Origin of the sequence: Rhodococcus sp. P14, from assembly GCF_000256505.1 — a bacterium.
GTDB classification, from domain to species: Bacteria; Actinomycetota; Actinomycetes; order Mycobacteriales; family Mycobacteriaceae; genus Rhodococcus; species Rhodococcus ruber.
On record NZ_AJFC01000201.1, the window covers coordinates 1 to 11,378 of the forward strand.

8 protein-coding genes and 1 pseudogene are annotated in these 11,378 nt (G+C 71.6%); 2 read left to right on the forward strand and 7 right to left on the reverse strand.

What is annotated here, in order from left to right; genetic code table 11:
- From OEY_RS0114315 to OEY_RS0114340, 6 genes and pseudogenes are all read right to left on the reverse strand, one after another.
- A pseudogene (locus OEY_RS0114315) lies at positions 1-717 on the reverse strand (lipid-transfer protein); the annotation flags it as partial.
- On the reverse strand, positions 714-1,115 hold the full coding sequence (locus OEY_RS0114320) for a MaoC family dehydratase (protein WP_010594545.1): 402 nt from the start codon (positions 1,113-1,115) through the stop codon (positions 714-716). The pseudogene OEY_RS0114315 and the gene OEY_RS0114320, both read right to left, overlap by 4 nt.
- Positions 1,112-2,149, reverse strand: coding sequence for a bifunctional MaoC family dehydratase N-terminal/OB-fold nucleic acid binding domain-containing protein (locus tag OEY_RS0114325; protein ID WP_010594546.1), 1,038 nt, complete (start codon positions 2,147-2,149; stop codon positions 1,112-1,114). The genes OEY_RS0114320 and OEY_RS0114325 overlap by 4 nt, the downstream gene beginning before the upstream one ends.
- 14 nt (positions 2,150-2,163) lie before the next feature.
- On the reverse strand, positions 2,164-3,315 hold the full coding sequence (locus OEY_RS0114330; RefSeq protein ID WP_010594547.1) for an acyl-CoA dehydrogenase family protein: 1,152 nt from the start codon (positions 3,313-3,315) through the stop codon (positions 2,164-2,166).
- Positions 3,300-4,358: an acyl-CoA dehydrogenase family protein gene (locus OEY_RS0114335; protein ID WP_010594548.1), complete on the reverse strand. Its 1,059-nt coding sequence runs from the start codon at positions 4,356-4,358 to the stop codon at positions 3,300-3,302. The genes OEY_RS0114330 and OEY_RS0114335 overlap by 16 nt, the downstream gene beginning before the upstream one ends.
- A gap of 65 nt (positions 4,359-4,423) precedes the next feature.
- Positions 4,424-6,568 (reverse strand): acyl-CoA dehydrogenase, encoded by a 2,145-nt coding sequence (locus OEY_RS0114340; protein WP_010594549.1) that lies wholly within the window; start codon positions 6,566-6,568, stop codon positions 4,424-4,426.
- Between the two features lie 92 nt (positions 6,569-6,660).
- Between OEY_RS0114340 and kstR the strand changes: the two genes are divergently transcribed.
- A complete protein-coding gene (gene kstR / locus OEY_RS0114345; protein ID WP_003935941.1) occupies positions 6,661-7,323 on the forward strand; it encodes a cholesterol catabolism transcriptional regulator KstR in 663 nt (220 codons plus the stop codon).
- A 94-nt stretch (positions 7,324-7,417) separates the two neighbouring features.
- On the forward strand, positions 7,418-10,012 hold the full coding sequence (otsB, locus tag OEY_RS0114350; protein WP_010594550.1) for a trehalose-phosphatase: 2,595 nt from the start codon (positions 7,418-7,420) through the stop codon (positions 10,010-10,012).
- Here otsB and OEY_RS0114355 read toward each other — a convergent pair.
- Complete coding sequence (locus OEY_RS0114355; RefSeq protein WP_010594551.1) at positions 10,000-11,109, reverse strand: LacI family DNA-binding transcriptional regulator; 1,110 nt, start codon at positions 11,107-11,109, stop codon at positions 10,000-10,002. The genes otsB and OEY_RS0114355 overlap by 13 nt on opposite strands.
- Positions 11,110-11,378: the final 269 nt, after the last annotated feature.

Consider the following 11,378-nt stretch of genomic DNA (forward strand, 5'->3'; position numbering starts at 1 on the left):
GGGCGGCTGCGGCAGGTCCCGGGCCCGGTCGGTGGTGGTGACGACGAGCGCGACACCCCCGTCGGATTCCTGGCAGCAGTCGAGCAGGTGCAGCGGTTCCGCGATCCACCGCGAATTCTGGTGGTCGTCGAGGGTGATCGGCTTGCCGTGGAAGAAGGCGTGCGGATTCGTCGCGGCGTGCCTGCGCGCGGCGACGGCGACCTTCCCGAAGTCCGCGCTGGTGGCGCCGGTGACGTGCATGTAGCGTCGGGCGGCCATCGCCACGAACGACGCCGGGGTACCCAGACCGTGCGGATAGGAGAAGGCGTAGTCGGTGCCCGAGGAATTGACCTGTGTGGACAGCGCGGTGTTGACCTGGCCGTACCGCGCACCGGAGCGTTCGTTGAATGCCCGGTACACCACCACGACCTCCGCGACCCCCGTGGCGACGGCCATTGCCGCCTGCTGCACGGTGGCACAGGCCGCGCCGCCGCCGTAGTGGACCCGCGAGAAGAACTTCAGGCTCGGGATGCCCACCGCACGGGCGACGGCGATCTCGGTGTTGGTGTCCATCGTGAAGGAGGTCAGGCCGTCGACGTCCGCAGGGCGCAGTCCGGCGTCGGCCAGCGCCGCCCGCACCGCCTCCGCGGCCAGGCGCAGTTCACTGCGGCCGGAGTCCTTGGAGAAGTCGGTGGCGCCGATACCGACGACGGCGGCGCGACGGGACAATTCGCTCATGCGGTGCCTCCGATCACGAGGACGGCCTTCGCGGTGATGTGATCGCCCAGACCGTTCCTCCCGACGACGTCGACGGTGATGCGACCGTCGTCCTCGACGGCGGCGACGGTTCCGGTCAGCGTGAGCGAGTCGTACGCGTACCAGGGCACCCCCAGCCGCAACGAGATCGACTTCAGCACCGCGCGCGGGCCCGCCCAGTCGGTGATGTACCGCTGCACCAGTCCGGTGTCGGTGAGGATGTTGACGAAGATGTCCTTCGAGCCGCGCTCCTGTGCCTTGTCGCGGTCGTGGTGCACATCCTGGAAGTCCCTGGTGGCCAGCGCAGTCGAGACGACGAATGTCGGGTCGGCCCGGATCGTCAACGGCGGCAGGGCTTGTCCGGCCGTTGCCACGTTCATGCGCGCTCCTCGCTCGGCTGCCAGGCGTACAGGGTCCAGGGGTCACCGCCGGTGTCGTCGTCGCCCGGGAAATCGAGAAAGATTGCCTCGACGGGCATCCCGACGCGCACGTCGCCGGGGTCCACCCCGCGCAGCTCCCCGAGCATCCGGACGCCCTCGGCGAGTTCGACGAGGGCGACGACGAACGGCACCGTCCGGCCCGGCACCTTCGGCGCGTGGTGCACCACGTAGCTGAAGACGGTGCCCCGGCCGGACGCGACGACGTAGTCCGTCGTCTCGTCCTTGTCGAGCCACAGGGCCGGCACCGGGGGATGCTGCAGCGTGCCGTCGGGGCGCCGCTGGATCCGCAGTTCGTGCGCGGCGACACCGTCCCAGAAGAACCGGGTGTCCTGCGACGCGGACGGCCGCAGCATGCGGGTGGGGTCGAGATCCTCCGGAACCGTGAGGGCCGAATGTGACATCGGTTCGATCGAATCGACGGGATGTGACATTCGGTCGGTAGCGCGGGAAGGTGGCGCGAACTTCAGGATGCGGAAGAGCATCTCGGCGACCACCTCGTCGCCGACCTTCCACACGCTGCGGGTGGTGAAGAACCAGCCCTCGCCGAGGCCGGTCTTCTTCGGTCCGGCGAGGTCCTCGAGGGTGGACTCGATGGTCACCTCCTCGCCGTGGCGCAGATAGCGGTGGTAGAGCTGATCGCAGTTCGTGGCGACGACCGACGTGTAGCCCGCCTCGTCGAGGATCTCCGTCATCCGGCGGAGCGGATCGTCCTCCTCGCGCTTGGCGCCGAGGCCTCGCATCGTCCACACCTGTGCCATCGCCGGCGGCGCGACGGGGCCGGCGTGGCCGGCCGCGATCGCGGCGGCGTCGTCGGTGTAGATCGGGTTCTCGTCGCCGATCGCCTCGAGCCAGTTGCGGATCAGCGGCAGGTTCACCGGGTCACGGCCCGCCCGCGGCTTGGACGGCCCGTCGGCGCGGACGCGCTCGGCGGCCGCGCGGATCTCGTCGTGGGGACCCGGCACGCCGGTGCTCATCGACACGTCCTCCTTCACCGCGGAACCCTGGGCATGGCCAGGCCCGCCGTCGCGATCAGCTCGCGCATCACCTCGTTGACACCGCCGCCGAAGGTGATCACCAGGTTCCGCTTGACCTGCATGTCGAGCCAGCGCAGCAGGTCCGCGGTCGGCGGGTCGCCCGGGTCCCCGAACCGGCCGACGATCTCCTCCGCGAGCCGGCCCGCGCGCTGGATGCGTTCGGTGGCGAACACCTTGGTGGCCGACGCGTCCGCGATGTCCACGGCCTCGGATTCGCTGGCGGCGACCTGCCAGTTGAGCAGTTCGTTGAGCCGGAACGTCGCATGGATCTCGCCGAGCGCGCGCCGCACGTCGGGCTCGCCGAGCAGGTCCCGGGAACGGGCCCAGGCGGACAACCGATCGTAGAGCCCGCCCACGCGACCGGCGGGGCCGAGCATGACGCGTTCGTGGTTGAGCTGGGTGGTGATCAGCCGCCAGCCCTTGTTCTCCTCGCCGACGAGCATCTCGACCGGGACGCGCACGTCGCTGTAGTAGGTGGCGTTGACGTGATGCGCGCCGTCGCAGGTGATGATGGGCGTCCAGCCGAAGCCGGGATCCTTGGTGTCCACGATGAGGATCGAGATGCCGCGATGCCGCGAGTCGGCGCTGCCGGTGCGAACCGCGAGCCAGATGTAGTCGGCGTCGTGGCCGCCGGTGGTGAAGATCTTCTGCCCGTTCACCACATAGTGGTCGCCGTCGCGCACGGCCGTGGTGCGCAGCGCCGCGAGGTCGGTTCCGGCGTCGGGCTCGGAATAGCCGATCGCGAAGTGCACCTCCCCCGCGAGGATGGCGGGCAGGAACTTCCGCTTCTGTTCCTCCGTCCCGTAGACCTGCAGGGTCGGCCCGACGGTCTGCAGGGTGACGCTGGGCAGCGGCACGTCGGCGCGCACGGCTTCGTTGACGAAGATCTGCTGCTCGACCTCACCGAAGCCGCGGCCGCCGAATTCGACGGGCCAGCCGACTCCGAGCCAGCCGTCCTTGCCCATCCGGCGCACGACCTCCCGATAGGTGGGTCCGTGGCGCTCGGTGCGCATGATCGCGGCTTCCTCGGGCGAGATCAGATCTGCGAAGTACCGTCGCAGTTCCGCCTGCAGCGCGCACTGCTCGTCGGTCAGGTCGATGAACACCGGGCCCCCACGAGGTCTAGTCGGTACGAGGCGCCGCCGAGCAGGCGCGCCAGGTCCTTTGCGGTCGAGGAATAGCGGTGCAGCGGGTAGGTCTCGTCCACGCCGAGACCGCCGTGCAAGTGGTGCAGCACGCCCATCGCGGGCGGCAGCTCCGCGGCGATCCAGTACGCGGCGACGTCGAGGTCGTCGTCCGCGGCGGCGCTGCGGGCGTCCTGCGCGACGCGCCAGGCCGCGGCGAGTGCCGCGACGTGCAGGGTGCGGGAGGTGACGTAGACGTCGGCGATCTGCTGGGCCACCGCCTGGAACGTGGCGAGCGGCCTGCCGAACTGATGGCGGGTGCTCACGTGCTGTGCGGTGAGTTGCGTTGCCCCCGAGAGCAGTCCGTCCGCGTAGGCACCGACCGCGGCGAGCGCCAGACGGTACAGGGCGGCGACGTCGGCGGCCGGCTCGGCGCCGTCGCCGAGGCGCAGGCCCGGCGCGGAGTCGAGCCGCACGGAGAACTCGGGAGCACGGGCCGACGACGGGCTCTCGATGAGGGTGACGCCCGGCGCCGTGGGCTCGACGGCGATCACACCGGCGGCGGTGGGCACCAGGATCCGTCGCGCCGTCGCCGCGTAGGGGACGCCGACGAAGTGCCCGGTGACGGCGTGGCGTTCCCCGTCGGGTACCGCCGTGGCGGTAGGCGACGCCGGGAAGGCCCGGCCGGCCTCGGCGAGAGCGGCGGTGAGGACGGCGCCGTCACCGACGTCCGCGAGCAGCTCGTCCTGCTGCGCCGCGGTGGCGAGGGTCCGGACGGGCAGCACGCCGAAGCCCAGGGTGGCCAGGGCCGGCACGGGTGCGGCGCCGCGTCCGATCTCGGTGAGCAGAGCGGCGACCTCGGCGACACCGAGATCGTCACCGCCGAGCCGCGCGGGCAGGGCGAGAGAGAGCAGGTCGGCGTCGGCGAGGGCACGCCACAGTTCGTCCGGGCCCAGGCCGCGGGCCAGCAGGCCCACCGCGACCTCGGCCACGGCCTCCTGCGTGTCGTCACGAGCGAAGTCCACGGATCCACCTTCGATTAGAACGTGTTCTAGTTGTATCACCTCGGCGCGGCACGTGGAAGTACCGCTCAGCCGCGCGGCAGACCCAGCAGGCGCTCCGCTGCGAGGGTGAGCAGGATCTGCTCGGTGCCGCCGGCGATCGTCAGGCAACGCGTGTTGAGGAACTCGCGCGTCAGCGGCCCCTCGACCCAGCCGGCCTCGCCGGCGAGATCCATCGCGAGCTCCGCGGTGTCCTGACGCTGCCGCACGCCGATCAGCTTGCGCACGCTCGATGCCGGACCGGGATCCTGACCGTCGAGCTGCGCCAGGGTGGTCCGCAGCTCGAGCAGCGAGCCGGCCGTGGCCTCGGCGACGAGCCCGCCGATCCGGTCCTCGGCCACCGGGTCGCCGGGCGCCACCAGGTCCAGCAGTTGCTCGACCGCCTTCCCGAGCGAGGACCCGCCGCTCATCGCGACCCGTTCGTTGGCGAGCGTGGTGCGGGCGAGCCGCCACCCGCCGCCGAGCGGACCGACGACGCACTCGTCGGCGACGAACACGCCGTCGAGGAACACCTCGTTGAAGAGCGCGTCGCCGGTGATCTCCCGGAGCGGCGAGACGGTGATGCCCGCGGACTTCATGTCGACGAGGAAGTAGGTGATGCCCTTGTGCTTCGGGGCGTCACGATCGGTGCGGGCCAGGCAGATCGCCCAGTCCGCCTCCTGCGCGAGCGACGTCCACACTTTCTGCCCCCGCAGGCGCCAGCCGCCGTCGACCCGTTCCGCGGTGGTGCGCAGCGACGCCAGATCGGATCCTGCGCCCGGCTCGGAGAACAGCTGGCACCAGACGATCTCCCCGCGCAGGGTCGGTGCGGCGAAACGTTCGACCTGCTCGGCGGTGCCGTGCTCGAGGATGGTCGGCACGGCCCACCACCCGATGACCAGATCGGGCCGCTCCACCCCGGCGGACGCGAGTTCCTCCTCGATGAGGATCTGCTGCGCGGCGTGTGCGCCCCGTCCGTACGGCGGCGGCCAGTGCGGGGCCAGGAACCCGGCCTCGGCGAGCGCGGCCCGCTGCTGCGGTCCGGGCCGGTCGAGGTGCTGTGCGATCTCGGCGCGGATACGCGCGCGTTCGTCGTCGAATGCGCTCAGATCGACGGTGAGGTGCCGACGCGCGCCGGAGCGGGCGAGGCCGGCGACCCGGGCCCGCCAGGCCGCGGAGCCGCCGAGCAGCTGGCGGGGGGCGACGGCGCGGCGCAGGTACAGGTGCGCGTCGTGCTCCCACGTGAAGCCGATGCCGCCGAGCACCTGGATGACATCCTTGGCGTTCTGCACGGCGGCGTCGAGAGCCACGGCAGCGGCGACGGCCGCGGCCAGTGGCAGTTCGTGCGGCGCCGCATCGGCCGCCACGGCGGCGTCCCAGGCCGTCGCCCGGATCTTCTCGGTGCGGCACAGCATCTCGGCACACAGGTGTTTGACCGCCTGGAAGGAGCCGATGGGCCTTCCGAACTGTTCGCGGATCTTGGCGTACTCCACGGCCGTGGTCAGTGCCCAGCCGGCGACACCGGCCAGTTCGACCGCGGCGAGGGTGGCGGCGAGGTCGCGGACCAGACCTGCCGGAACGGAGACGACGCGGTCGGTCGGGACTGCGACGCGGGTGAGCCGCACTCGCGTGAGGGCCCGGGACTTGTCGAGGGTGTCGAGCGGTTCGAGGCTCAGCCCGGGGGTGTCCGCCTCGAGCAGCGCCCAGCATTCGGCTCCGTCGCCGGCGCCGATACGGGCGAGGACCGCGACCCCGGGCTCGCCGCCGATCGCCGTTCCCGCATCGCCGTCGAGGTCGTACCCGCCCTCCCGCGCGGTCGCGGTGAGTGCGCCGTCCAGCGCGACCGCGGTGGGCAGGGCGCCCTCGGCGAGCAGCTCCGCCCACTTGGCGCCGTCCGAACCGGCGGCACGCCCGAAGACGAGGGCGGCCAGCGCGGTGGGCAGCACCGGCCCGGTCGCGAGGTGGTACGCAGCCTGTTCGAGCATCGTCGCCAGGTCGACGACGGTGGCGTCGGCGCCGCCCGCGGCCTCGGGCACGGCGACGGCGAAGATCCCGAGTTCGGCGAGGGACGCCCACCCCGGCTGCCACATTCCGGCCGGGTGGTCACGTAGGTTCTGGATCGGCGGCGTGGCGCGCGCCCAGGCCTGCACAGAGGCCTGGGCGGCCAGCTGTTCGTCGGTGGTGGCGATGCTCACAGCGGGTTTCCGCCTTTCGGGAATGACACAATGCCTAGAACGTGTTCTAATATGACAGCCGGTTCAGAGTCAAGGCAGAGGAAGACATCTCGATGACGACATCGTCCCGCTCGCGTTCCACCGGCAGCGGAACTCTCACCGCCCTCACCGAGGACGACCTCAGTTCCAACGCCCAGAAGGAACGCCGCAAGCGGATACTCGACGCCACCCTGGCGCTCGCGTCCAAGGGCGGGTACGAGGCCGTGCAGATGCGCTCCGTCGCCGAGAAGGCCGACGTGGCAGTCGGCACCCTGTACCGGTACTTCCCGTCGAAGGTGCATCTGCTCGTCTCCGCCCTCGGTCGCGAGTTCGCACGCATCGAAGGCAAGGGCAAGATCCCGCCCGGTCACACCCCGCTCGAGCGGATGCAGCTGATCCTGAGCCTGATCACCAAGGCCATGCAGCGTGACCCGCTGCTCACCGAAGCCATGACCCGGGCGTTCATGTTCGCCGACGCCTCCGCCGCCGCCGAGGTCGATCAGGTCGGCCTGCTCATGGACCGGCTGTTCGCCCGCGCGATGAACGAGGGCGAGCCCACCGAAGAGGAGCTCGCGATCGCCCGGGTGATCAGCGACGTGTGGTTGTCGAACCTCGTGGCGTGGCTGACGCGGCGTTCGTCCGCGACGGACGTCGCGCGGCGGCTGGAGCTGACCGTCGAGCTGCTGCTCGGCGACGGCTCGCACCGGCCGGCCTCGATTCCGGTCCAGGAAGGCTGACCTGCGCCGCGAGTCGCGCAACTGTAACGGGAAACACGTCCCGAACCGGACATGGGAGACGACGCCGGCGGCCCGATCACCTACCTTTGAGTGAGTGAGCGCCCAAGACCTCCCGATCGACCTGCGCCGCGCCCTCGTCGCGCTGGCGCGGACCCCGCGACTCCTCGTGGCCTCCGACTACGACGGAACCGTCGCGCCGATCGTCTCGGATCCGGACAAGGCGTTCCCGAACGCCGAGTCGGTCCGCGCTCTGCGCGCGCTCGCCGGTCTGCCGTCCACGGCCGCCGCCGTGATCTCCGGCCGGGCCCTGAAGGATCTCGCCGCCCTGTCCCGCCTGCCCGCCGAGGTGCAGCTCGTCGGTAGCCACGGCTCCGAGTTCGACATCGGCTTCGTGCACGCCATCGACAGCGATGCCCGGCAGCTGCTGCGCGACATCGTCGCCGAGCTCGAAGTGATCGCCGCCCGCTACGAGGGTGTGCACGTCGAGTCGAAGCCGGCGAGTGCTGCGCTGCACGTGCGCAACGCCGACCCGGGGGATGCCGAGCAGGCACTGTCGCTGGTCCGCGGCGATCTCGCCCGGCACCCGGGGGTGCAGGTCACCGAGGGCAAGGCCGTGATCGAGCTGGCGGTCGTGCCCACCGACAAGGGCCACGCGCTGGACATCATCCGCCATCAGGAGTCGGCGAGCGCCGCGGTCTTCTTCGGCGACGACGTGACGGACGAGAAGGCCTTCGCGTCCCTCCACGGCCCGGACGTGGGGGTCAAGGTCGGCGACGGCGAGACCGCCGCGCAATACCGGATCGGCACGGTCGAGGATGTCGCGGCCGCGCTGGCGTTCCTGCTCGAGCAGCGCCGCACATGGCTCTCGGGGGCGGCGGCCTGCCCGATCGAGCGGCTGACGATGCTCGCGAGCCCGCGTGCGAAGGCCCTGCTGACCCCGGACGGCACGGTGACGTGGCTGTGCCATCCCGAGCCGGACTCCGCCGCCGTGTTCGCGCACCTGCTCGGCGGCGAACCCGCCGGGCACTTCACCATCGGGCCGAGCCGTGAGGCCCTGCCCCTGAGCCAGCGCTACATCGACGGCACCATGACCGTGGTGACCCGCTGGGCGAGCCTCGCGGTGATCGACTACCTTCCGCACGACGTCGAGCCGGGCCGCACCGACCTGACCCGCGTCATCACCGGCAAGGCCCGGGCGGTGGTGACGTTCGCCCCGCGCCCCGAGTTCGGCCAGGGCCAGGTCGGGCTCGAGCCCGTGGCGGACGGCCTGCGGGTACTGGGCTTCAACGAGCCGTACGTGCTGCGCTCCCCCGGCGTCGAGTGGAACATCACCACCGACGGCGCCCATCAGACCGCGCACGCCGTCGTCGACCCGTCGGACGGCGACATCATCCTCGAATTCCGTTGCGGCACAGACGACATCGGTCCACACCCCGTCGCGGAGGTGCAGCGGCGCGCATCCGCGGAGGAGTACTGGTGGAAGTGGGCGGCGGGCCTGGACCTGCCGCCGCTCAAGCGGGACCTGATGAAGCGGTCGGCACTGACCCTGCGCGGCCTCGTGCACGCGCCGACGGGCTCCATCATGGCGGCCGCGACCACGTCGCTGCCCGAGGAGATCGGCGGCGTCCGCAACTGGGACTACCGCTACTGCTGGCTGCGCGATGCCGCGCTGACCGCGCATGCCCTGGTGAGCGTGGGGTCGCTCGCCGAGGCGGACGCCTACCTGGACTGGGTGCACCGTGTGCTCGACACCGTTCCGGGCCCCGAGCGCCTGCACCCGCTGTACACGCTGGCGGGTGGTGCCCTGCCGCCCGAGGCAGTCATCGACACGCTGCCCGGCTACGCGGGCTCCCGGCCCGTGCGGGTCGGCAACGCCGCGAGCCAGCAGGTCCAGCTCGACGTGTTCGGTCCGATCGTGGACCTGATCTCGGCGCTGGCACACCGCCGGGAGGAACGCGGCGTCCCGCACGACCGGGCCCTCACCGACCGGGACTGGGAACTGGTGTGCGCCATGGTCACCGCCGTGGAGTGCCGCTGGTTCGAGCCCGACCACGGCATCTGGGAGATCCGCGACAACCCGCGCCACCACGTCTACTCGAAGGTCATGGGCTGGCTGACCGTGGACCGCGCGCTGACACTGGCCGAGAATTTCGGGCGCACCGCCGGCGACGGCTGGGCCGGCCTGCGCGCGGAGATCGCGGAGGAGGTGCTGGAGAAGGGCTGGAACGAGGACGTCTGCTCCTACACCGCGGCCTACGACGGCACCGACCTCGACGCGGCGACGCTGTTCATCGGCCTGTCCGGGCTCATCGACCCCGAGGACCCGCGATTCCACGCGACGGTCGTCGCCACGGAGGCGGAACTGCGCAGCGGGTCGACGGTGTACCGCTACCTGCACGACGACGGCCTTCCCGGCACCGAGGGCGGCTTCCACCTGTGCGCGGCGTGGCTGGTGGAGGCATACCTCCTCGTGGGTGCCCGTCCGCAGGCGGAGGCGCTGTTCGCGCAGCTCGTCGACGCGGCAGGCCCCACGGGCCTGCTCAGCGAGGAGTACGACCCCGTGGCCGAGCGGTCACTCGGCAACCACCCCCAGGCGTACAGCCACCTCGGGCTGCTGCGGTGCGCGCAGCTGCTGGCGGCACCGGCGGAGGCGGACCGGACGCTGTCGGCCGTCGATCACTCGGCGTAGATCGACGTCTCGTCGTGCACGCCGGTGGTCTGGCCGATGAGCAGTTCCGTCGGGAGCGTCTCCACCGTCGCGACCCCGGAGTGTGACGGTGCGGCCATGAGCAGGGCGCCGGTGCGCCTGCCCTTCTCCTCCTGAGGCTGGCGCACGGTGGTCACGCCCTCGCGCAGGGCTTCGCCGATCCCGTCGAAGCCGGTGATCGACAACTGTCCGGGCACCTCGAGACCGGCGCTGCGCGCCCACGCCAGCGCGCCGAGCGCGAGAACGTCGGTGGTGCACATCAGGGCGGTGATCGTCGGGTCCGCCGCCAGCGCCTGCGCGGCACCGGAGGCGCCGTCCTCCGCGGTGTGCGCATAGCGTTCGACGACGGTGAGGCTCGCGGGGTCGAGCCCGGCCGCCCGCAGGGCTTCCTGCACGCCGATGATCCGCTCGTGCTGGACGTGGAAGCGGTCGGACTCGAAGCGGGCGGGATCGACGACGCCGTCGCGGCGGTCACGGCCGAGACGCATGCACAGCACCCCGATCCGGTGGTGGCCGAGACCGATGAGGTGCTCGGCGAGCCCACGCATCGCGCCGCGGTCGTCGATGCCGACCAGCGGCGCGCTCGCGATGCCGCGGGGTTGGTCGCACACCACCAGGGGCAGGTTCCGCTCGAGGACGGCCGCGAGATACGGGTCGTCGGACGGCACCGAGTAGACGACGAAGCCGTCGACCGCGGCGCCGTGCACGACCTGGGCCGCCTCCTCCTCGTCGCGGCCCGGCCCGGCGGGGATGAGCAGCAGTCCCTCGCCGGCAGCCTCGCAGGACTCGGACAGGCCGGACAGGAAACTCATCGCGGCCGGATCCCGGAACGAGTAGCTCAGCGCTTCGGTGAGCAGCACGCCCACCGCCCCGGCCCGGCGGGTACGCAGCGAACGGGCCATCGGGTCCGGGCCGGCGTAGCCCCGGCGCTTGGCGACCTCGAGGATCTGCTCGCGAAGCTCGGCGGACAGCTGGTCCGGCCGGTTGTAGGCGTTGGAGACGGTGGTGCGGGAGATCTTCAGCTCGGCAGCGATCGACGCCAGGGTGGCCTGGGGACGCGGCTGACGAGACCTGGGCATGAACGGACGGTATCGGGTCGGCGCCGCGGCGACGAATCGGGCCGGATGGGCGCGGACCCGGACATCCGCTAAAGTGGAACGGTAACGGTTTCCAATAAGGTGGAACCGCGCCCCTCCCGGCCGTCCGGCCGAACGTGATCACAGGAGATGGAACAGTGCGACTGCCCCGCCGAATGCGCGCCGCCACCGCGACCGTGGGCTTGACCTGCGCCGCCGCGCTCACCCTCGCCGCGTGCGGCAGCGACTCGGGCGGCAGCGACTCCGGGGGG